We start from the raw sequence: 22065 nt of genomic DNA, 5'->3' as shown, positions 1-22065 counted from the left end.
GGACCGGAAATGGCCGACGACAGTGAATGGATCTATGACGAGGCCAGCGGCGAATGGCGCCCGGCCTCCGAGGTGGGCACGACCGAGGCCGCGGCCGAGGTGCGCGACTCTGCCGGCAACCTGCTGGCAGACGGTGATTCCGTGGTGCTGACCAAGGATCTCAAGGTGAAGGGCGCCGGCCAGACCCTGAAACAGGGTACGGTGATCCGCACGATCCGCCTCACTGACAACCCTGACGAGATCGATTGCCGCCACGACGCAATCAAGGGGCTTGTCCTGCGCACGGAATTCGTGCGCAAGCGCTAGGCATATTGCCGCAGCGATCCTGCGGCATTTCAGCATGGCCCCTGCAAAAGAAGAGGGGCGGCCGTTTCCGACCGCCCCTTTTTCCGTGCAGAGGTCCCGCGCTCAGAACTTGAGCGACAGGCCCACGTTCAGCGCGTTGGTCTTGATGTCGGTGTTCAGCGAGCCGCCGCCGTCCAGGTCCGCCTCGTTCCACGAGTAGGTGAACTGGTATTCGCCGTAGACCGACCAGCGGTCGTTGATCGGGTAGCTCGCGCCGGCGAGCAGGCGCACCGCCGGGCCGGTGTACTGGTATTCGAAGGTGTCGTCGCTGCCGCCGGTGGTCGCGACCTCGACGTGCGGCACCGCGACGCCGACACCGGCGCCGACGAAGGGCGTGATCTTGCCCCACTGCTCGGGCCAGCGGCGCATGGCGTTGACGGTCAGGAGGTTGATGCCGTCGGTGAACTCGAGCGTCTCGAAGCCCGCATCGTCCCGGTCATCCTCGTTCGCGTAGACCTTGGCATGGGTGAATTCCAGCGCCACGCCGAAGGTGTCGCTGCGCCACCAGGTGCCGCGAAGACCCCAGTACGGGGGCATCTCGAAGCTCTTGCCGTCCCAGCCGATCAGCGCGTCGTAATCCTCGCCGGTGCCCGGATAGTCCCCCGAGATGCGGCTGTGCGGCGCGGTCTGCCACCCGGTGTAGACCGACATTTCGTAGTCCTGCGCGGCCGCTTGCGTCGCGGCGAGGGCGGCAGCGGACACAATCGCTGATAGAATCAAGGTCTTCATGGGGAGATGCTCCGGGGCATTGCGGCATTTTCCCGTAGAGATAATCCTGTCGCGCCGAGGATTCAATTGCGACAGATGCGCACTTGTCCCGATCACAAGTTCATGATTGCTTTACGGGCACATGTCAGATCGCTAAATACGCGAGCGGACAGGCCGTTCAGGGAGACGGCCCCCCAGCATTTGGCCGCGTATGTTGGCCGCGAGGAATGGAGAATACCCCGTGACACACGCTGAAGATCACGAAGGCACTCGGAGGGACTTCCTCTACTACGCAACCGCAGGAGCCGGTGCCGTAACCGCCGGTGCCGCCGTCTGGCCTCTGGTCAACCAGATGAACCCGTCGGCGGACGTGCGGGCGCTCAGCACCATCCGAGTAGACGTGTCCGGGGTCGATACCGGCACGCAGCTGACCGTGAAATGGCTCGGCAAGCCGGTGTTCATCCGCCGCCGCACCGAAGCCGAGATCGAGGAAGGCCGCAGCGTCGAGATGAGCCAGCTGGTCGACTCGGTCGCGCGCAACGCCAACATCGACAGCGGAGCACAGGCGACCGACCAGAACCGCACGCTTGACGAAGCCGGCGAGTGGCTTGTCATGATGGGCGTCTGCACGCACCTGGGCTGCGTTCCGATCGGCAACGCGGGCGAGTTCACCGCCGGCGGCGTCGGCGGCTGGTTCTGCCCCTGCCACGGGTCGCACTACGACACCGCGGGCCGCATCCGCAAAGGGCCCGCGCCGCAGAACCTCCCGGTTCCGGCCGCGGAATTCGTCGAAGAAACCACCATCCTGTTGGGTTGAGGAGGCACGCAAGATGTCGGGTATTCCGCACGACCATTACGAACCCAAGACCGGACCCGAGCGCTGGCTGCACAAGCGCCTGCCGATCGTCGGTCTTCTCTATGACACGATCATGATCCCCACGCCCAAGAACCTCAACTGGATGTGGATCTGGGGCATCATCCTGACCTTCTGCCTCGTGCTGCAGATCGCGACCGGCATCGTGCTGGTGATGCACTACACGCCGCACGTGGACATGGCCTTCGCCAGCGTCGAGCACATCATGCGCGACGTGAACGGCGGCTTCATGCTGCGCTACCTCCACGCCAACGGCGCCTCGCTGTTCTTCGTGGCGGTCTACCTGCATATCTTCCGCGGCCTCTACTACGGCTCGTACAAGTCCCCGCGCGAGGTGACCTGGATCATCGGCATGCTCATCTATCTGTGCATGATGGGCACCGCGTTCATGGGCTACGTGCTGCCGTGGGGCCAGATGTCGTTCTGGGGCGCCACCGTGATCACCGGCCTGTTCGGCGCCATCCCCTTGATCGGCGAGCCGATCCAGACCTGGCTTCTGGGCGGACCGGCCGTGGACAACGCCACGCTCAACCGCTTCTTCTCGCTGCACTACCTGCTGCCCTTCGTCATCGCGGCGCTGGTCGCGGTGCACATCTGGGCCTTCCATTCGACCGGGAACAACAACCCGACCGGCGTGGACGTCCGCCGCGGCTCCAAGGCCGAGGCCGAGAAGGACACCGTGCCGTTCTGGCCCTACTACGTCATCAAGGACGTCTTCGCCCTCGCGGTCATCCTCGCGGTGTTCTGGGCCATCGTGGGCTTCATGCCCAACTACCTCGGACACCCGGACAACTACATCGAGGCCAACCCGCTCTCGACCCCGGCGCACATCGTCCCCGAATGGTACTTCCTGCCGTTCTACGCGATCCTCCGCGCCTTCACCTCGGAAGTCTGGGTCGTGCAGATCGCATCCGCCATCACCGGCGGCATCGTCGACGCGAAGTTCTTCGGCGTGCTGGCGATGTTCGGTGCCATCATCGCCATGGCGCTGGCGCCCTGGCTCGACACCTCGTCGGTGCGTTCGGGCAAGTACCGTCCGCAGTTCAAGTGGTGGTTCTGGCTGCTGGTCATCGACTTCATCGCGCTGATGTGGCTCGGTGCCATGCCTGCGGAAGAGCCCTATGCCAGCTTCTCGCTGATCGGCGCGGCCTACTGGTTCGGCTACTTCTTCGTGATCCTGCCGCTGCTCGGCGTGTTCGAGAAGCCGCTGCCGCAGCCCGCGACCATCGAGGAAGACTTCGAAGCCCACTACGGCAAGTCCTCGGAAAAGGGCGCCACCTCGGCGACCCCGGCCGAGTGACAGAGAAAGGACAGATGAACATGTTCAGGAAACTTGCCCTTTCGACCGCTGTGGCTCTCGGCCTTGCGACCGGCGGCGCCTATGCCGCCGGGGAAGGTGGTCACGTCGAGGATTACGACTTCTCCTTCGAAGGCCCCTTCGGCACCTATGACCAGATGCAGCTGCAACGCGGCCTGCAGATCTACACCGAGGTCTGCTCCGCCTGCCACGGCCTGCGCTACGTGCCTTTCCGCACCCTCGCAGACGAGGGCGGCCCGCAGTTCCCCGAGGATCAGGTCCGCGCCTACGCGGCCCAGAACTTCGAGATCTACGACGATGAGCTCGAGGATTTCCGCCCGGCGACCCCGACCGACCACTTCCCGGCCAACACCTCGGTCGGCGCTCCGGACCTGTCGCTTATGGCAAAGGCCCGCGCCGGCTTCCACGGCCCCTACGGCACCGGCCTGAGCCAGCTCTTCAACGGCATGGGCGGCGCCGAGTACATCGCTTCGGTCCTCACCGGCTACACCGGCGAGACCAAGGAAGAAGCGGGCACGACCTTCTACGAGAACCACGCCTTCTCGACCGGCTGGATCTCGATGGCCCCGCCGCTCGCGGGTGAGGACGTGGAATTCGCCGACGGCCACCCCAACGAACTGCACCACGAGGCGCAGGACATCGCGGCCTTCCTGATGTGGGCGGCCGAGCCGAAGATGATGGCACGCAAGCATGCGGGCTTCGTCGGCGTGCTGTTCCTCACCTTGCTGTCGGTGCTGCTCTACCTCACCAACAAGCGGATCTGGCGCCCGATCAAGCACAAGGACGCCTGATCGCCTCCCCTGAAAAGCAAGAAAGCCCCGCCATCGCGCGGGGCTTTTTCATGTCCGGGATTCCGTCTGGCGGCGGGCCCCTCAGGACCCGAGATAGCGGCGCAGCGCCTCCGGCGGATCGTTGAAGAGCGCCGTGGTCTCGACCGGCGGATGCGCCACGCCCTCGGCCACCAGCACCACCTCCTCGGCAAAGCGCTGCGCGTCCTGCGGGTCGTGGCTGACCAGCAGCACCAGCGCCCCCAACTCGGCGGCAACGGTGCGCACGAGCTCGAGCATCTCGACCTTGAGCGCCGGACCCAGCGCCGCGAAGGGCTCGTCCAGCGCAATCACCGGCCGTTTCTGCAGCAGCACCCGCGCCAGCGCGGCGCGGCTCTGCTGCCCGCCCGAAAGCGCGCCGGGCCTGCGCCCGCCCAGCCCCGCGAGCCCGACCCGCTCCAGCGCCTCCCCGACCGCGGCGGCCTCGGTGGCCCCGAGGCGACGGCCATCGGGCCTGAGCGCGAGACCGAGGTTCCGCGTCAGCGTGAGGTGGGGAAAGAGGTTGTTTTCCTGGAACAGCATCGCCACCGGCCGCCGGTCTGGCGTGGCACGGGTGATGTCCTCGCCCCGCCATGACAGGCGGCCGCTCTCCGGCAGGCGGAACCCGGCGATGAGGTCGAGCAGCGTCGACTTGCCCGCCCCGGAGGGCCCGATGATCGCCACCCGCCGCCCCGGCGCCAATTCAAGATCGGCCGAGAGCGAGAAATCCCCCTCGCCGTAACGCAGATCAGCCAGCGTCAGCATTCACCCGCCCTCCCCGGTCGAACAGCCAGAAGGCACCGAAGCTCAGCACCAGCAGCAGCAGCGCCGCGCCCGCCGCGGCCTCCATGCGATAGGACCCCATGAGCCCGTAGACCTGCAACGGCAGCGTCGCGCGGTCGGGGTCGGCGAACAGCGCCACGACCCCGAGATCGCCCATCGACAGCGCCGCCGTCAGCCCCGCGGCAAAGCCCAGCGGGCGCCGCAGCCGAGGCAGCAGCACCAGCCGCAGCCACGCCAGCGGCGTCAGCCCCAGCGCCTGCGACAGCCGGGCGTAATCCGCCCGGATCGCCTCGGCCTCGGGACGCAGGATCCGCAGCGCGAAGGGCAGCGAGACCAGCGCGTTGACCAGCGCCGTCACCGGCAGCGCGAGGGTCAGCGGGTTGGCATAGGGCCGCACGATCAGGAACAGCCCCGTGCCCAACACCAGCGGCGACAGCGCGATGCCGGCCAGCCCCACGAGCTCGCCGCCCCGGGTCGAGAGCGGCAGCGCCCAGGCGATGCAGAGCATCGTCGAGGCCAGCGCCACGCTCACCGAATGCCCCGCCGCCTGCCACGTGCTTGGCCCCAGCAGCAGAAGCCCCGGGAGACCGCGCAGAACCACCAGTAAGAGCGGCGTCAGCAGGAAGGCCGCCGCGAGCGCCACCCAGAGCCCGTCGCAGATCCGCGCCGCGGCCCCCTGTCCATCCCAGCGCTGTTGTACCCGGTCTAGGCCCGCGCCGAATCCGGTCCCGGCGCCAAGCCGCAGCGCCACCAGCCCCGCCGCCAGCGCCAGCCCGAGCTGGATCACCGACAGCAGCGCAGCCCGCCCGAGGTCGAAATCAAAGCGCACCGCCTGGTAGATCGCGAGCTCCACCGTCGTCGCCCGTGGGCCTCCGCCCAGCGTCAGCGCCACGGCAAAGCTCGACAGGCAGATTACGAAGATCACCGCGAAGGCGCCCGGCGCGATGCGCAGCAACATCGGCGCCTCGAGCACGCGAAAGGTCGCCCAGGGGCTCAGGCCCAGCGACGCGGCAAGCCGGAAGCGCTCGGCAGGGATCGAGAGCCAGCCCTGCAGCAAGAGGCGCACCGCCAGCGGCAGGTTGAAGAACACATGCGCCATGACCACGCCATGCACGCCGTAGACCGTCATGCCGGGCAGGCCGAAGCCGCGCAGGACCGCGTTCACCAGCCCGTTCTGGCCGAAGACCGCGATCAGGCCGAGCACCGCCACGATCACCGGCAGGATGAAAGGCGCGCCCATCAGCGCCACCAGCACGCCCCGGCCCGGGAAGCGGCGCCTCGCCAGCGCCCGCGCCACCGGCACCGCCAGCGCCACGCTGAGCGCGCCCGACAGCACCGCCTGCATCAGCGTGAAGCGCAGTGCCTGCCAGTCGCCCGCTCCGAGCTGTCCCCACCCGCCGGCGCGCAGCAACACCGCCGCCACCGGGGCGAGCGTCAGCAGCGCCACCGCCAGGGCCGCCAGCGCGGCGGGCAAGGCGCTCCGCCAGCGCAGGGAGGTCAGTGGCGCCGCCAAGGTTCAGCTCAGCGCGACAGCGCCCGGCGCCACGCGTCGATGGCAGTGTCGCGCAGCTCGGCGGCCTCGTCCTCGGTGTAGAACAGCACCTTCTCGGGCAGATCGAGCTCCCTGAAGCCCTCGGGCCAGCGGTCGCGCGGCAGGGCGGCCGGGATCGACCAGTTGCCGGTCGCGATCATCTCCTGGAACGGCTCGCTGAGCAGGAATTCCATGAACGCATCCGCCAGTTCGGGCTGGTCGGTGTTCGCCAGCTTCGCGGCGAGCTCGACCATGAAGTAGTGGCCCTCGGGGAAGATCGCGGCCTTCTTCGTGCGGTCGTCCTCGGCGATGATGTGATAGGCGGGGCTTGTGGTGTAGCTCATCACCATGTCGGCCTCGCCGTCGGTGAAGAGCCCGTAGCTCTCGGACCAGCCCTTGGTGACGGTGAGGATCTTGGGCGCCAGCTTTTCCCACGCGGCCTCGGCACCGTCGCCGTAGATCGCTTCGACCCAGAGCACCGTGGCGAGCCCGGAGATCGAGCTGCGCGGGTCCTGGATCACGATCTTCAGGTCATCGGGCGCGTTCAGAAGCGCCTCGAAGCTCTCGGGCGGCTCGGACAGGCGCTCGGTGTTGTAGACGAAGGCGGTATGGCCGTAATTGTACGGCAGGAAGATTTCGTCGGTCCAATCGATGGGCAGCGTCAGCGGCGACAGGTCCACCCCGTGCGGCGCGAAGAGCCCGCTCTCGCGCGCCTTCTTGGTCACGTCGGTGTTGAGCCCGAAGACCACGTCGGCCTCTGTGTGCTCGCCCTCGAGCAGGATCCGCGGCAGCAGGTCGCCGGGCTTGAACTGCAGGTCGCAGCCGCATTCCGCCTCGAACAGCTCCTCGATCTTCGGACCGGGTCCCCACTCAGAGACGACGTAATCGCCGGCGTAGACGGTCAGAACGGGGAGATCGGCCAGCGCGGTGCCGGCAGTAAGACATCCCGCTGCAAAGATGGTGGCCGTGGTCTTCATGGCATCCTCCAGACTTGCGGCGAGAGGGCAAGACTGGGCATCGCTGGGCTCGACCGGGCGGATTGCCGTCACCTTCCCTCCGCCGGTGTTAACCGGGTCAGGTTCAACGGGTTCGCGACGCTCGCATCTCAGCCCTGCCGCGCACCGGCCGGACACCCCGAGGTGTCGGAATTGGTAACCGCGCCGCTGGCACCGTGCAAGGTGAAATCCCTTGAGCCGCAGCCGTTGCTGGCCTAGGAGATGCCCCGGACAAGGAGACCTGCGCCATGAGCATGAACACATTCGGCCACCTGTTCCGCGTGACCACCTGGGGCGAATCCCATGGCCCGGCGCTGGGGGCGACGGTGGACGGCTGCCCTCCGGGCGTGGCGATCGACGAGGCCATGCTTCAGCAATGGCTCGACAAGCGCAAGCCGGGCCAGAACAAGTTCACCACGCAGCGGCGCGAGCCCGACGCGGTGCGGATCCTGTCCGGGGTGTTCGAGGGCGTGACCACCGGCACACCGGTGCAGCTGATGATCGAGAACACCGACCAGCGCTCCAAGGATTACGGCGACATCTCCGAGAAGTTCCGCCCCGGCCACGCCGACATCACCTACTGGCAGAAATACGGCATCCGCGACTATCGCGGCGGCGGCCGGTCCTCGGCGCGCGAGACCGCGGCCAGGGTGGCGGCGGGTGGCCTGGCGCGGGCGGCGCTGGCCGAACTGGCGCCCGGTCTCGAGATCACCGGCTACATGGTGCAGATGGGTCCGCATGGCATCGACCGCGCCAATTTCGATGAGGCCGTCATCGCCGGGAACCCGTTCTGGTGCCCCGACGCGACGGCTGCCGAGACCTGGGCCGGCTATCTCGATGACCTGCGCAAGTCCGGCGACAGCGTCGGGGCGGTGATCGAGGTGACGGCGCGCGGTGTGCCTGCGGGGCTGGGAGCACCGATCTACGCCAAGCTCGACACCGATCTTGCCGCGGCGGCGATGTCGATCAACGCGGTCAAGGCCGTGGAGATCGGCGAGGGCATGGCGGCGGCGGCGTTGCGCGGCTCCGAGAACGCCGACGAGATCCGCATGGGGCCGGACGGACCGATCTACAGCTCGAACCATGCGGGCGGCATTCTCGGGGGCATTTCGACCGGGCAGGACATCGTGTTGCGCTTCGCGGTGAAGCCGACCTCGTCGATCCTGACATCGCGGCGGACGATCACCAAGTCTGGCGAAGAGACCGAGATCATCACCAAGGGCCGTCACGACCCCTGCGTCGGCATTCGCGCGGTACCGGTGGGCGAGGCGATGGTGGCCTGCGTGCTGCTCGACCACCTGCTGCTGCATCGGGGCCAGACCGGTGGCAACCGCGGCCGGATCGGCTGACGCCCTAGATCCCGTCTTGTCGAAACGGAACTGATGCGCGGCGCCTGTTGCGCGCCGCGCTGGCTCGGCAGCGGTGGTCAGAAATCCTCCCACATGGCGGCGTCGCCATTTGCGGCGCGGCGCTGCGGGCGGGGCGCCGAGGCGGAGTCGGGCGCCGGTCCGAACTCTTCGATGGGTGCGGAGACCGGGGTCACCTCTTCGAGTTCGACATAGCCATCCCCGCCGGAGAAGCGGTTGAGCTGCGAGGTCAGGCGCTCCGCCTCGGAGCTGAGCTGCTGGCTCGCGGCGCTTGTCTCGCCCACCATGGCGGCATTCTGCTGGGTGACCTTGTCGAGCTCGGCCACGCCCACGTTGATCTCCTGCAGGCCCGCGGACTGTTCCTTGGCGGCGACGGCGATCTCACCCACCATCTCAGAGACCTCGGTGACGTAGCGCACGATGTCGGAGAGCGTCGCGCCGGTCTGCTCCACCAGCTGGCCACCGTCCTTGACCTGTTGCGAGCTGTTCGACACCAGCGTCTTGATCTCGCGCGCGGATTCCGAGGCGCGCTGCGCCAGCGAGCGGACCTCGGAGGCCACGACCGAGAAGCCCTTGCCGCTCTCGCCTGCGCGTGCCGCCTCGACGCCCGCGTTCAGCGCCAGCAGGTTGGTCTGGAAGGCGATGTCGTCGATGACGCTGATGATCTGGGTGATCTGGTCCGACGACGCGGCGATGGAGCTCATGGCGGCCAGCGCCCGCTCCATGATCGCCCCGCCCTCTTCGGCGCGACGACGGCCATCCACCACGCGGCGGTCGGCGTCATCGGCCCGCTCGGCGGCGGCGCGGACGCTGCTCGACATCTCCTCGAGCGCGGCGGCGGATTCCTCGAGCGTGGCGGCCTGCACCTCGGAGCGGCGCGACATCTCGGTCGACATGTTCGACAGCTCGCGCGAGTTGCGCTGCACCAGGTCGGCGGATTCACGCAGCGAGTCCATCAAGTCGCCGATCTTCTCGGAGAGCCCGTTGAAGTCGTCGCAGATCTTCTTGTAGCTCTCACCCAGATCACCCCATTCCGAGGCGTCGAGCCGCTCGTCGAGCCGGCCCTGCGACAGCCCTCCCATGGCGCCTCCGAGCGCTTCGAACAGCGACATGCGCCGGGCGTTGACGGCCTTCTCCCGCGAGTCAGCCGCTTCGGCGCGGCCGAGCGCGTCGCGCAGCTCCTCGAGGCTGCGGGCGATGGCACCGGCCTCGTCGCCGTGCTGGGTTCCGGCAACCTCGGAGGCGTAGTCGCCCTTTGCGATGCGCTGCACCGCCTCCGCCACATCGTTGACCGGGCGCGCCAGCAGCCGTCCGAATACCAGGACCAGCACAAACGACACGGCGGTGACCGCGATCAGAGAGGCGGCCAGCACGATCTTGCTCTGCGACACGCTGGCCTGCGAGGTCTGCTCGGTCGCGATCGCCTGCACGCGCACAACCTCCTGGATCTCGTCGACCGCGGCGATCTGTTCGTTCATCTTGTCGTAGAGCGGCCGGATGTTCACGCCGAGGAAGCCGCGCCCCGACTCTCCGGCTGTCTCAGTCACTTCGACCGCAATCGCGGCGATTCCGGCCGCCACCGCTTCGAGCCGGTCCGCGAATTCGGGCCGGGCGGCCGCGCCGCTCTCGGTCTCGCGGAAGAAATGCACCTCGTTGCCGATATCGCGCGTGATCTCGCCAAGGTTGCCAAGCATGCTGTCGACCGAGCCCTTCTCGGCCCGCGCGATCCTAAGCAGGTCGAGGCGGGCCTGCTCTATATCCTCGCGCACCCGCGCGATGAGTTCGTTCTGCTTGAAGATGTCGAAGGTCAAGGTCACCTCGTGCGCGACCTTGCTCTGCACGGTCCAGGACAGCACACCGCTGACCGCGAGAAGCAAGACGAAGATCATGCCAAGGGCCAGGATCTGAATCCTGATGGAAAACCGTCTCATGTTCGCTGCTATGCTCCTGTTCCGTCCGCGCGCTTCGCCCGGCAGGCATGTGAGCTATCAGAGAGGTGTAAACAAACCCTTCGGCAGATCCGGAAAACTCAACGCATCGCCACGCGCGAGCGCTGCACCGCGAGAATGCCCACGGTGATGATCACCACACCGATCACGTCGTAGCGGCCCATCGGTTCGGCCAGCAGCAGCGCCGCGATGGCGACCCCGAAGAACGGGTTGAGGAAGTGGAAAGTCGCCGCCCGGATCGCCCCGATGCGTTCGACCAGCAGCACCCAGACGAAGGTCGCGGCGACTCCCGGGACAAGCACTGTGTAGGCGAAGGCCGCGATCAGTTCCCAGGACCAGCTGATCTCGGGCGTCTCGAAGGCCAGGGTCAGCGGCCAGAGCAGCGCGCTGCCCACAAGCATCTGGAGTCCGACGATCATCATGACGTTGCCACCCGAGACGGCACCCCGCACGGACAGCGTGGCAACCGCCAGCGACAGCACGCCCAGCACGCAGAGCAGCACGCCCAGCGGGTCGGCGCCGCCCTGCAGCCGCGCGCCCATGATCACCGCCACGCCCAGCACGCCCGCCAGCAGCCCGGCGTAGCCGATCGGCCGCAGGCGCTCGCCCAGCCAGAGCCAGCTCGCCAGCGCCACGACCAGCGGCATGGTGGAGGCGACGATGGAGGCGAGCGAGGCCTGAACGGTCTGCATCGCGACGAAGTTGAGGCCGAGGTAGAGCGCGTTCTGACAGACCCCGAAAATGATCGTGGCGCGCCATTGCGCGCGGTTCAGACGCCAGCTCTGCCCCAGCATCCGGGCGATGGCCACGGCCAGCAGTCCCGAGAGCAGGAAGCGCAGCGCCAGCGCGCCCATGGGCGGGGCGGCGGTGACGATGATGCGTGCCGAGGTGAATGCCGAGGACCACATGACCGCAAAGGCCAGCCCCATGAGTATCGCGCGCAGATCCATTCGTCCCTCCATTTGCGCACAAATGACCGCTGGGGCAGCCGAGGTCAATCGGGTGCGCGCCCTGCGGCCTCTGCCCGGGCACCGCGGATCGGTCGGGCGCCGTATCTCCCGGCGGGGAGGAGTTCCAGGGTGCCCCGGAGCGCTGGACGCCTTGCGCGGGCCGTCGTGCGGCATGTCATGCGCCACGCCACGGCTTCAGGCCACAGCCTTCGCAACGAGACGGCAGGCCGCCAAGAAAAAACCCCGTCCGCACAGGCGGACGGGGCCAGTCTGTGCCTGTCGTGACAGGCACCGGCGGTGTTCCGATTGTTCTTCTGGTGTTCGCTGGAGCCCGCTGGCTCAGTGCGGGCGGGCGGCCATCTCAGCGCGGATCTGCTGGCGCAGCACGTCGATGGGGACGTGCTTGCCGTCCTTGCGGAAGTGCCAGTAGGTCCAGCCGTTGCAGGACGGGGCGCCCTCGAGATGGGCGCCGACCTGATGGATCGAGCCCTTCACGTCATCGCCCACGAGCGTGCCGTCGGCCCGCACCTTGGCGACCTTGCCCGAGGGCGAGACCAGCATCTCGCCGGGGCGCAGCATGCCGCGCTCGACGAGCTGGCCGAAGGGGATGCGCGGCTCGGCACGCTTGGCGCGGGTGACTTCCAGCGCCGAGCGGTCGAAGGCGCGGATGTCGGCGATCCGGCGCGTCGCCACCTCGCGGTAGGCGGCCTCGCGCTCGATGCCGATCCAGTCGCGGCCCAGCATCTTTGCCACGGCTCCGGTGGTGCCGGTTCCGAAGAACGGGTCGAGCACCACGTCGCCGGGGTTGGTGGAGCCCACCAGCACCCGGTGCAGCAGGCTCATCGGCTTCTGCGTCGGATGTGCCTTGTCGCCGTTGGCATCCTTGAGCCGCTCGCCACCGTTGCAGATCGGCAGCACCCAGTCCGAGCGCATCTGGATGCCCTCGTTGAGCGCCTTCAGCGCCTCGTAGTTGAAGGTGTATTTCGCCGCTTCCGACTTCGACGCCCAGATCATCGTCTCGTGGGCGTTCGTGAAGCGCTTGCCGCGGAAATTCGGCATCGGGTTGGACTTGCGCCACACCACGTCGTTCAGAATCCAGTAGCCGGCATCCTGCAGCGCGGCACCGACGCGGAAGATGTTGTGATAGGAGCCGATGACCCAGATTGCACCGTTGGGCTTGAGCACGCGGCGGGCGGCGGCGAGCCACTCGCGGGTGAACTGGTCGTAGGCGGCGAAGCTCGCGAACTGGTCCCAGTGGTCATCCACCGCGTCGACGCGGGAGTTGTCCGGGCGGTGAAGCTCGCCCTTCAATTGAAGGTTGTAAGGGGGATCTGCAAAGATCAGGTCGACGGATTCCTCCGGCAGACTGTTCATCATCTCGATGCAGTCACCGTCCAGAATCGTGTTTAGAGGGAGCGTTTTCACGCCCTTCGTCTTGGTCATCGCGTTCATCTCTGCCTCAGTCCCTTTGGTGCATTTTTGCACTCGTTGGTTGACGACAAAGATGAGTCAAAGGTGATTCGTGGTCAATTTCTTTTTTGAATCAGTCACTTGCGCTTTGCGCTTGCCACAAGATATTGTGTATCGGCTTGAAGGATCGCCTATGATGAGGGGTCACACCAAGATTCTGGAGCGCCAGCTTGTGGCTTTTGGACCCGTAACCGGCGTTGGTTTCCCAGCCGTAGCCGGGATGGTGTTGCGCCAAATCCCGCATCAGCCTGTCGCGCCAGATTTTCGCGACCACCGAAGCAGCCGCGATGCTCACCGACCGGCCATCGCCCTTGATAATCGGAGTCGCCTCGCACGGGAGCTGGGGCGGCAGAAAACGCCCGTCCACAAGCACGTGTCCGGGGGCGTTTTCGAGCCCCGTGACGGCGCGGTGCATGGCCAGCAGGCTGGCCTGGAGGATGTTCAGCTGATCGATCTCCTCGACACTGGCGCTGCCGATGCTGACCTCGGCACATTCCCAGAGCCAGGCCGACAGACGCGCCCTGCGCTTCGCCGTGAGCTTCTTTGAATCGTTGAGCCCCGGCGGCACCCAGCGCGGGTCGAGCACCACCGCCGCCGCCACCACGGGACCGGCCAGCGGGCCGCGGCCGACCTCGTCGACGCCGGCCACGCGGGTGCCCTTCTCCCAATGGGGGGCTTCGAAGGAATCGTCGGGAAACTCCATGCCGCCAGAAAGACCACCGGCGGCACGGGTTCAAGGGGTCAGGCCTGCGGCGGCTGACCGTTCGAGGCGGAAAGGCCACCGTCCACCGGCAGGTTCACACCGTTGACGAAGCGCGCGTCGTCGCTCGCGAGAAAGGCGATCACGTCGGCGATGTCCTCGGGCTCGGCCGGGCGCCCCAGCGGGATGCGCTCGAGGAACTTCGCCACCAGCGCGTCGTTCTCGACCATGCCCGAGGTGAGCTCGGTCTTGGTGAAAGAGGGGTTCACCGCATTCACCCGCACGCCGCTCTCGCGCGCGTCGAGCGCGAGCGCCCGCGTCAGGTTGGTGATGGCCCCCTTGGCGGCGTTGTAGGCGTGCATGCCCCAGTCGCCGCCGATGCCCGACACCGACGAGGTCATCACGACGTTGCCGCCGCTCGCCTTGAGATCGGGCCACAGCGCCTTGGTGAGCCGCCACACGCCTGTGACGTCGGTTTCCATGACCTCGGACCAGCCATCCTCGCCCACCTCCTCGATGGAGCCCATGACGGCCGTGCCGGCGTTGTTGACCAGCACGTCGACGCGGCCAAAGGCCTCGCGGGCACCGCTGGCAGCGGTGCGGACGCCATCGCGGGTCGACAGGTCGGCGGCCACCACCCTGGCGGAGGGGATGTCCGCGGCCACCGCGTCAAGCTTGGATTGCGTGCGCGAGACGAGCACCACATTCGCCCCCTCGCGCCCGAAGCGGCGGGCCGTGGCGGCGCCGATGCCCGAGCTCGCGCCGGTGACGATGACGGTTTTTCCGGTGAAGCGTTCCATCGCTGGATCCTTTCCTTTGGTCGTTTGCAGACCAACGGCAGGCGGCGCGAGGCGTTCCGACATCACGTAAAGCGTGACCACGGCACAAAAAAACAGGGGAACCCGAGGGCTCCCCTGTCGAAGGTCTTCAGCGGTCCGGGGCAGTTGCCCGCCCCGGTCACTCCTGCAGGCAGGAGTGATTACATCATGCCGCCCATGCCGCCCATGTCGGGCATGCCGCCGCCAGCAGGCGCGTCTTTCTGCGGCTTGTCGGCAACCATCGCCTCGGTGGTGATGAGCAGGCCTGCGATCGATGCCGCATCTTCCAGAGCGGTGCGGACGACCTTTGCCGGGTCGATCACGCCGAACTTGAACATGTCGCCATATTCGTCGGTCTGAGCGTTGTAGCCGAACTTGAGATCTTCGCTTTCGCGGATCTTGCCAGCCACGACCGAACCGTCGACGCCCGCGTTCTGGGCGATCTGACGCAGCGGAGCTTCCAGAGCCTTGCGGACGATGGTGATGCCGGCGTTCTGGTCGCTGTTGGCGCCTTCCAGCCCGTCGAGGGACTTGGCACCCTGCACCAGGGCGACGCCGCCGCCGACCACGATGCCTTCCTGAACGGCCGCGCGGGTCGCGTTCAGTGCGTCATCGACGCGGTCCTTGCGTTCTTTCACTTCGACTTCGGTCATGCCGCCGACGCGGATGACGGCCACACCACCTGCCAGCTTGGCAACGCGTTCCTGCAGCTTCTCACGGTCGTAGTCCGAGGTGGTTTCCTCGATCTGGGTGCGGATCTGGGACACGCGTGCCTCGATCTCGGCTTTCTCGCCAGCACCGTCGACGATGGTGGTCTCGTCCTTCGTGATCGAGACTTTCTTGGCCGAGCCAAGCATGTCCACGGTCACGTTCTCGAGCTTCATGCCGAGATCTTCCGAGATCACCTGGCCGCCGGTCAGGATCGCGATGTCCTGCAGCATGGCCTTGCGGCGGTCGCCGAAGCCCGGTGCCTTGACGGCTGCGATCTTGAGGCCGCCGCGCAGCTTGTTGACCACGAGGGTCGCCAGCGCTTCGCCTTCGACGTCTTCCGCGATGATGAGCAGCGGCTTCTGCGACTGGATCACCGACTCGAGCAGCGGAACCATCGGCTGCAGCGAGGAAAGCTTCTTCTCGTGCAGAAGGATCATGCAGTCGTCGAGCTCTGCAATCATCTTGTCGGCGTTGGTCACGAAGTAGGGCGACAGGTAGCCGCGGTCGAACTGCATGCCTTCGACGACGTCGGTCTCGGTCTCGAGGCCCTTGTTCTCTTCGACGGTGATGACACCCTCGTTGCCGACCTTCTGCATCGCGTCAGCGATCTGACGGCCGATTTCGGCTTCGCCGTTTGCAGAGATGGTGCCGACCTGAGCGACTTCGTTGGTGTCGTTCACCGGGCGGGCAGCGGCCTTGATGGCCTCGACGACCTTGGCGGTTGCCAGGTCGATGCCGCGCTTGAGGTCCATCGGGTTCATGCCCGCTGCGACCGACTTCATGCCTTCCTTGACGATGGCCTGAGCCAGAACCGTCGCGGTGGTGGTGCCGTCACCGGCTTCGTCGTTGGTGCGGGAAGCGACTTCCTTCACCATCTGCGCGCCCATGTTCTCGAACTTGTCTTCCAGTTCGATCTCCTTGGCCACCGACACACCGTCCTTGGTGATGCGGGGGGCGCCGAAGGATTTGTCGAGCACCACGTTGCGGCCTTTCGGGCCGAGGGTCACCTTCACCGCGTCGGCAAGGATGTTCACGCCGCGCAGCATACGGGTGCGGGCATCGGTATCGAACTTCACGTCCTTTGCAGCCATGTGCAAATCTCCTGAATTCTGTTGGGGTTGGGCGGCGCGGGGGCCGCCGTTCGTCCGTGAGGATCGGCGCTTACGCGGCCTCGGTCACACCAAGGATGTCCGATTCCTTCATGATCAGCAGCTCTTCACCGTCGATGCTGACCTCGGTGCCCGACCACTTGCCGAACAGGATCCGGTCGCCAGCCTTGACGGCCATCGAGATCAGCTCGCCGCTGTCCTTGCGGGCGCCATCGCCGCATGCGACCACGACACCCTCGGCCGGCTTTTCCTTGGCGCTATCGGGGATGATCAGACCACCCTTGGTCTTCTCGTCGCTCTCAACGCGGCGGACCAGCACACGGTCATGAAGCGGTTTGAATGCCATCTTCGAGTACTCCTGGCTCAAAGTTTGTCCCTGTATCACGACCCCGGCGGGGTCGTTAGCACTCACTGAACTGGAGTGCTAATGGCGCATAGCTAGGCACCGTTGCGAGTCGTGTCAACTGGCTCGACCCGGAAAAAAACCGCGCCCTCCAAGGCTGCGGCGGGCCCTCCGGGAGCGCCCGCTGGACCGCATCTATGCACGATCGCGACGAGCGAAAGCCCCCCGGCCGGAATCCGCCGGGTCGGACTTGCAAGACAGGGCATGGCGCCCGACGCGCAAACGTGATTTGGTATACCATAGCTACACGCCACCTTCCCGAGTCCCTCCCCCATGCCGACCCATCCCGCCGCATCTCTGCCGGTGCCGCCTTCCGCGGCCAGCCGCGCGCCCGACAACATGAAGGGCATCGCCCTCATCACCCTCGGCTTCGTGTTCTTCGGCGCCACCGACGCCATGGCCAAGCTGCTGACCACCGAGCTGCCGGCGCTGCAGGTGGTCTGGATGCGCCAGATCGGGCTGTTCATGGGCGTGCTCGTCATGCTGGGGATGCGCGGCCTGCACCTGATGCGCACCCGCCATCCGGTCATCCAGATCGGCCGCGGCGTACTCGCCACCTGCTCCGCCGCTTTCTTCATCCTGACCATCCAGCACGTGCCGCTCGCGGATGCCACGGCGGTCACCTTCATCGCCCCCTTTATCGTCACCGCCATCGCCGGGCTGTTCCTGAAGGAGCCCGTCGGCTGGCGCCGATGGGCCGCGGTGGCCGTGGGCTTCGCCGGCATGCTGATCGTCATCCGCCCCGGCATGGGGGTCTTCCACCCGGCGATCTTCATGGCCGTGGCCGCCGCCACCGCCTTCGCCTCGCGGCAGCTGCTGTCGCGGATGCTGAGCGGCGACGACACAATCGCCACCACGGTGGCCTACACCTCGATCACCTCGACGCTGATCCTCACCCTGCCCATCGCCTTCGTCTGGGAAGCGCCCGGCGCGTCGTGGATCTGGTTCGTGGCCCCGCTCATGGCGCTCTGCGCGGGCGTGGGCGAAATCTTCATGATCCGCGCGCTCGACGTGGCGCAGGCGGTGGTGGTCGCACCGATGCAATATTCGATGATCCTGTGGAGCACGCTCTACGGCTTCATCCTCTTCGCCGACCTGCCGGACCTCTGGACGCTGCTCGGCTGCGCAGTGATCGTGGCGTCGGGGCTCTACACCCTGAACCGCGAGCGCATCGCGGCCCGCAAGGCAAAGCAGCGCGCCCGGGCGGAAGCCGCAAACGCGGCCGAGGCCGCCGCCCGCACCGAAGAGATCTGAGCCCGCGTCACCAGCTGTCGGCCCAGTGCACGAGACCGGCCCGGCCGGTCTCGGTCAGCGCGTAGATGCCTTTCTCGACGCGCTCGAACCAGCCGTAATGGTTGTCGGCCATGAGCCGCGTCGCCAGCTTGACGCCGGTCGCCGCCGCCACGTCCCGCCCGCGCGAGGCGCCATGCTCGGCCAGGTGCGCAGCACAGCGCAGCGCCTCCTGCCGGTAGCCGGTGACGATGCCGTGCCGGGTGGCGCCGCCGTCGTTGGGGTCGCCGCTGATCCGCTGGAATTCACGCAGAAGCCGCGCCCGCTTGGCCTTGTTGCGGCGCGGCGCATAGGGCCCCGGATCGCACTGCACCTCGGCCCGCCCGTCGCGCACGGTGATGAAGCCGAGCCCCAGCCTCCGGCAAAGCGCGAGGGTGTCGCGCAGGGCCCGCCGCGCGCTGCGTCCGCCGGGCTTCGGCACCGCGATGTAGACCGCGTCGCAGACCGACAGCCGGGCCACAGCCTGATGAAAAAGCGCCAGCGAAATCCGCAGCTTGAGTTCGACGATGACCGGCTCCTCGTCGCCCCGCACGGCCACCAGATCGGCAGCGCCGACCTCGCCCTTGACGTCGTAGCCCTGCCCCGCCAGCAGCGCCTTGACCGGCGCATAGAGTTCGCTTTCCCGCTCCATAGCGCGCAGAGTGGCCGCGCGCCCCGCCACTGTCCATCCCCCGCCCGGCGCGCCCCTCGGAAACCCGCGCACCGGCGGCGTGGCATCTGCTTCATGTCCCGCGCCAAACGCGCTAGCGTCGCGCTGAATGTTCCACGTAAAAGGTCCCCTGCCATGCGTCGCGCCCTTCTTGCCCTCGCCCTCCTGCTTGCCCCCGTCGCCGCGCAGGCCCAGTGCGAGGGCGAGGACCTGCGCCTCACGCTGACCGGGGACGAGCGCGCCCGCCTCGACGCACTGATGCAGGACATGCCCTACCCCGAGGGCAACCGCTGGCGCGCCGAGCGCGGCGACGAGGTGATCCACCTCGTCGGCACCCTGCACCTGAGCGATCCGCGGCTCGACGCCCCGTTCGAGCGGCTGCAGCCGGTGATCGCCGAGGCCGGTGCCCTGCTGCTGGAGCTGCCGAAGACCGAGCAGGACAAGCTCATCGAGGCGATGACCACCCGGCCCGAGCTCCTGCTGCTCACCGAGCAGACCCTGCCCGAGCTGATGCCCGAGGAGGACTGGCAGATGCTGGCCGAAGCCGCCCGGGCGCGCGGCGTTCCGGCGGTGATGGCCGCCAAGATGCGGCCCTGGTACCTGTCGATGATGCTGGCCATTCCCGCCTGCGCCGCCACCGCCATGCAGGAACAGGACGGGCTCGACGTGCGGCTCGAGGCGCTGGCCACGGCCCAGGACGTGCCCACGGTGGCGCTCGAGCCCTATGACACGATCTTCGCGCTCTTCAACGAAGAGCCGCTCGACGAGCAGATCGAGATGATGGGCGCCAGCCTTGCCGCCGGCGGCGAGGAGGATGCCGACAGTTTCGCCACCACCATCGCCGCCTATTTCGACGAGCAGGCGGGCGAGATGTGGAAGTTCTCCGAGATCCTGATGACCCGCACCGGGCTCTACGAGCCCGACGAGGCAAGCGCCCTGATGGCCGAGTCCACCGACGCGCTGCTGGCCCGGCGCAACCACGCGTGGCTGCCCATCCTCCTGCGAACCGCCGCCGAAAGCGAGGCACCCGTGGTCGCGGCCTTCGGTGCCGCCCACCTGCCGGGCGAGGATGGCGTTCTGCAGCTTCTCGAAGACGAAGGCTTCACGATCACCCGCGAAGCTTTCTGATGTCCGGGACGGGCACGGGGGCGCCCGGCCCCCGCGCCAGCCGGGTCAGGCAGCGAGGCCGCGCCCCTTGAGCAGGGCCTCGACGCCGGGCATCCGGCCGCGGAAGCTGGTGTAAAGCTCCTCGGCCTCGCGCGAGCCGCCCTTGGACAGGATGAATTTCTCGAGCTTTTTCGCCGTCTCCGGGTCGAAGGCGCTGCCCGCTTCCTCGAAGGCCGCGAAGGCGTCGGCGTCCATCACCTCGGACCACATGTAGCTGTAGTAACCGCTGGAATAGCCGTCGCCCGAGAAGACATGGGCGAAATGCGGCGTGGCGTGGCGCATGGTGATCGCCTGCGGCATGCCGATCCGCTCGAGCACCTCGGCCTGCTTGCGCATCGGGTCCGCCGGCGCGGGGCCCGAGTGGAATTCCAGGTCCACCAGCGCCGAGGCCACGTATTCCACCGTCTGGAACCCCATGTCGAAGGTCGCCGCCGCCAGCACCTTGTCGAGCAGGGCCCTGGGCATCGGCGCGCCGGTCTCGGCGTGGGTGGCGAATTCCTCGAGCACCGAGGGCACCTCGAGCCAGTGCTCGTAGAGCTGGCTCGGCAGCTCCACGAAGTCGCGCGCCACCGAGGTGCCCGAGACCGAGCCGAACTCGACGTCCGAAAGAATCTGGTGCAGTGCGTGGCCGAACTCATGGAAGAGCGTGCGGGCGTCGTCGTAGGAGAGCAGCGCGGGCTTGCCCTTGGAGGGCTTCGAGAAGTTGCAGACGTTCACCACGATCGGCGTCTCGAGCTTCGGCCGCTTGGCCTGGCTGCGCATCGCCGAGCACCATGCCCCCGACCGCTTGGAGGCCCGGGCGAAATAGTCGCCGATGAAGACCGCGAGGTGCTTGCCGTTGCGGGACACCTCCCAGGCGCGGCAATCGGGATGGTAGAGCGGCACGTCGAGCGGCTTGAACTCGAGCCCGAAAAGACGGCTGGAACAGGTGAAGGCCGCCTCGATCATGCGCTCGAGCTGCAGGTAGGGCTTGAGCTCGGCCTCGTCGAGATCGTGCAGCGCCTTGCGGCGCTTCTCGGCGTAGTAGCGCCAGTCCCACGGCTGCAAAGCGTCGTTGATGCCGTCCTCGCGCAGCATCTCCTCCATCTCGGCCGCGTCCTTCAGGGCCTGTGCGCGCGCGGGCTCCCAGACCTGCATCAGCAACTCCCGCACCCGCCCCGGCGTGCCCGCCATCTCGGTCTCAAGCTTGAACTGCGCGAAATCCTCGTAGCCCAGCAGCCTGGCCCGCTCCTCGCGCAGCTCCAGCGTCTCGGCGGCGATGCCGCGGTTGTCGGTCTCCCCGCCGTTCTCGCCCCGCGCGGCCCAGGCGCGGAACGCTCTCTCGCGCAGGTCACGCCGCGGCGAGAACTGCAGGAAGGGCACGATGAGCGAGCGCGACAGCGTCACCACCGGCCCCGGCTGCTCCAGCGCCTCGCCGGCCGAACGCGCGGCGTCCACGACGAAACCCGGCAGCCCCTCGAGATCGGCTTCGGCCAGCGGCATGAACCACGCCGCCTCGTCCTTCAGCAGGTTCTGGGTGAACTGCGTGCCCAGCACCGCCAGCCGCGACTTCACCTCCTTCATGCGATCTGCCTCGGCGCCGGTCAGCGCCGCCCCCGCCCGCACGAAGCCGCGGTGGGTGAGATAGAGCACCCGCGCCTCTTCCTCCGAGAGGCCAAGATCGTCGCGCCGCTCCCACAGGTCGGTGATGCGCGCGAACAGCGCCGCGTTGGCATAGATCGCCGAGGAATGCGCCGCAAGCTTCGGCGAGAACTCCCGCTGCAGCGCCTGCCGCGCATCGTTGCTGTCGGCGCCCGCAACCGAGAAGAACACCGAGAGCACCTTGTCGAGCCCCTCGCCCGCGCCCTCCATCGCCTCGATGGTGTTGGCGAAACTCGCGGGGTCGGGGTTGTCGGCGATGGCTTCGATCTCGGCCAGGTGCGCGGCCAGCGCCTCCTCGAAGGCGGGGGCGAAATCGGCGTCGGAAATCCGGTCGAAGGGCGCGATGCGGAACGGCGTGTCCCAGTCGGCAAGCAGCGGGTTGGTCATGGATGAAACTCCTTGTTCCCCCCAAAGCTATGTCCCCGTCCCGCCCCCTGCAATCCCGCGCCGCGCCCGGCCCTTCCAATGGCCCCAAATATCC

The 22065-nt window shown here is 67.4% G+C and carries 20 protein-coding genes and 1 riboswitch; of the genes, 7 read left to right on the top strand and 13 right to left on the bottom strand.

Annotation, left to right across the window (positions count from 1 at the left end):
* Window positions 1-9: 9 nt before the first annotated feature.
* Window positions 10-306, top strand: a complete 297-nt coding sequence (locus BLQ77_RS23695) for an alkylphosphonate utilization protein (RefSeq protein WP_040383664.1) — start codon at window positions 10-12, stop codon at window positions 304-306.
* Window positions 307-408: 102 nt separating this feature from the next.
* Here BLQ77_RS23695 and BLQ77_RS23690 read toward each other — a convergent pair whose 3' ends face one another.
* Window positions 409-1074, bottom strand: coding sequence for an outer membrane protein (locus BLQ77_RS23690; RefSeq protein ID WP_089963292.1), 666 nt, complete (start codon window positions 1072-1074; stop codon window positions 409-411).
* 220 nt (window positions 1075-1294) lie between these two features.
* Between BLQ77_RS23690 and petA the strand changes: the two genes are divergently transcribed.
* Genes petA through BLQ77_RS23675 form a run of 3 tightly spaced genes read left to right on the top strand, consistent with a single transcriptional unit; the run spans window position 1295 to window position 4036 of the window.
* Window positions 1295-1870 carry a ubiquinol-cytochrome c reductase iron-sulfur subunit gene (gene petA / locus BLQ77_RS23685; protein WP_040383666.1) on the top strand — a complete coding sequence of 192 codons (576 nt, stop codon included), beginning with the start codon at window positions 1295-1297 and terminating at the stop codon, window positions 1868-1870.
* A 13-nt stretch (window positions 1871-1883) separates the two neighbouring features.
* Window positions 1884-3227 carry a cytochrome b gene (petB, locus tag BLQ77_RS23680; RefSeq protein WP_008883358.1) on the top strand — a complete coding sequence of 448 codons (1344 nt, stop codon included), beginning with the start codon at window positions 1884-1886 and terminating at the stop codon, window positions 3225-3227.
* Window positions 3228-3247: 20 nt separating this feature from the next.
* Window positions 3248-4036, top strand: a complete 789-nt coding sequence (locus BLQ77_RS23675; protein WP_040383765.1) for a cytochrome c1 — start codon at window positions 3248-3250, stop codon at window positions 4034-4036.
* Between the two features lie 81 nt (window positions 4037-4117).
* Here BLQ77_RS23675 and BLQ77_RS23670 read toward each other — a convergent pair whose 3' ends face one another.
* From BLQ77_RS23670 to BLQ77_RS23660, 3 genes are read right to left on the bottom strand one after another with little or no spacing between them, the layout of a single operon-like run.
* Complete coding sequence (locus BLQ77_RS23670) at window positions 4118-4816, bottom strand: thiamine ABC transporter ATP-binding protein (protein ID WP_089963302.1); 699 nt, start codon at window positions 4814-4816, stop codon at window positions 4118-4120.
* Complete coding sequence (locus BLQ77_RS23665) at window positions 4800-6347, bottom strand: ABC transporter permease family protein (RefSeq protein WP_242661840.1); 1548 nt, start codon at window positions 6345-6347, stop codon at window positions 4800-4802. Before BLQ77_RS23665 ends, BLQ77_RS23670 begins: the two co-directional genes overlap by 17 nt.
* A gap of 8 nt (window positions 6348-6355) precedes the next feature.
* Complete coding sequence (locus BLQ77_RS23660) at window positions 6356-7342, bottom strand: thiamine ABC transporter substrate-binding protein (protein WP_089963288.1); 987 nt, start codon at window positions 7340-7342, stop codon at window positions 6356-6358.
* 57 nt (window positions 7343-7399) lie between these two features.
* Window positions 7400-7512: riboswitch (TPP riboswitch) on the bottom strand.
* Window positions 7513-7608: 96 nt separating this feature from the next.
* On the opposite strand from BLQ77_RS23660, the gene aroC reads away from it, so the two are divergent.
* Window positions 7609-8709 (top strand): chorismate synthase, encoded by a 1101-nt coding sequence (gene aroC / locus BLQ77_RS23655; RefSeq protein ID WP_089963286.1) that lies wholly within the window; start codon window positions 7609-7611, stop codon window positions 8707-8709.
* A 77-nt stretch (window positions 8710-8786) separates the two neighbouring features.
* Here the strand turns inward: aroC and BLQ77_RS23650 are convergent, their stop codons facing one another.
* The 7 genes from BLQ77_RS23650 to BLQ77_RS23620 all read right to left on the bottom strand — a co-directional run bounded on the left by BLQ77_RS23650 (window position 8787) and on the right by BLQ77_RS23620 (window position 16780).
* A complete protein-coding gene (locus BLQ77_RS23650) occupies window positions 8787-10658 on the bottom strand; it encodes a methyl-accepting chemotaxis protein (protein ID WP_089963284.1) in 1872 nt (623 codons plus the stop codon).
* A gap of 98 nt (window positions 10659-10756) precedes the next feature.
* Window positions 10757-11626 (bottom strand): DMT family transporter, encoded by an 870-nt coding sequence (locus BLQ77_RS23645; RefSeq protein WP_008883093.1) that lies wholly within the window; start codon window positions 11624-11626, stop codon window positions 10757-10759.
* A 339-nt stretch (window positions 11627-11965) separates the two neighbouring features.
* A complete protein-coding gene (locus BLQ77_RS23640; protein ID WP_089963282.1) occupies window positions 11966-13078 on the bottom strand; it encodes a site-specific DNA-methyltransferase in 1113 nt (370 codons plus the stop codon).
* Between the two features lie 91 nt (window positions 13079-13169).
* Complete coding sequence (rnhB, locus tag BLQ77_RS23635) at window positions 13170-13799, bottom strand: ribonuclease HII (protein ID WP_040383670.1); 630 nt, start codon at window positions 13797-13799, stop codon at window positions 13170-13172.
* Window positions 13800-13837: 38 nt separating this feature from the next.
* A complete protein-coding gene (gene budC, locus BLQ77_RS23630; RefSeq protein ID WP_089963280.1) occupies window positions 13838-14596 on the bottom strand; it encodes a meso-2,3-butanediol dehydrogenase in 759 nt (252 codons plus the stop codon).
* 179 nt (window positions 14597-14775) lie between these two features.
* Window positions 14776-16416 (bottom strand): chaperonin GroEL, encoded by a 1641-nt coding sequence (gene groL / locus BLQ77_RS23625; RefSeq protein ID WP_008883487.1) that lies wholly within the window; start codon window positions 16414-16416, stop codon window positions 14776-14778.
* Between the two features lie 70 nt (window positions 16417-16486).
* A complete protein-coding gene (locus BLQ77_RS23620) occupies window positions 16487-16780 on the bottom strand; it encodes a co-chaperone GroES (RefSeq protein WP_008883425.1) in 294 nt (97 codons plus the stop codon).
* Between the two features lie 330 nt (window positions 16781-17110).
* Between BLQ77_RS23620 and BLQ77_RS23615 the strand changes: the two genes are divergently transcribed.
* The gene (locus BLQ77_RS23615) at window positions 17111-18091 is read left to right on the top strand and encodes a DMT family transporter (RefSeq protein WP_089963278.1); all 981 of its coding nucleotides are present in this window, start codon (window positions 17111-17113) and stop codon (window positions 18089-18091) included.
* A 7-nt stretch (window positions 18092-18098) separates the two neighbouring features.
* On the opposite strand, the gene BLQ77_RS23610 is transcribed toward BLQ77_RS23615, so the two are convergent.
* Window positions 18099-18758 (bottom strand): DUF2161 domain-containing phosphodiesterase, encoded by a 660-nt coding sequence (locus BLQ77_RS23610; protein ID WP_040383672.1) that lies wholly within the window; start codon window positions 18756-18758, stop codon window positions 18099-18101.
* Between the two features lie 153 nt (window positions 18759-18911).
* Between BLQ77_RS23610 and BLQ77_RS23605 the strand changes: the two genes are divergently transcribed.
* A complete protein-coding gene (locus tag BLQ77_RS23605; protein WP_089963276.1) occupies window positions 18912-19904 on the top strand; it encodes a TraB/GumN family protein in 993 nt (330 codons plus the stop codon).
* 45 nt (window positions 19905-19949) lie between these two features.
* Here the strand turns inward: BLQ77_RS23605 and BLQ77_RS23600 are convergent, their stop codons facing one another.
* Window positions 19950-21971 (bottom strand): M3 family metallopeptidase, encoded by a 2022-nt coding sequence (locus BLQ77_RS23600; RefSeq protein ID WP_089963275.1) that lies wholly within the window; start codon window positions 21969-21971, stop codon window positions 19950-19952.
* Between the last annotated feature and the right edge of the window lie 94 nt (window positions 21972-22065).

This window comes from Salipiger thiooxidans, assembly GCF_900102075.1.
Taxonomy (GTDB): Bacteria; Pseudomonadota; Alphaproteobacteria; order Rhodobacterales; family Rhodobacteraceae; genus Salipiger; species Salipiger thiooxidans.
Note: the sequence above shows the minus strand (reverse complement) of the source record. Positions and strands in the feature narration are given on the sequence as shown.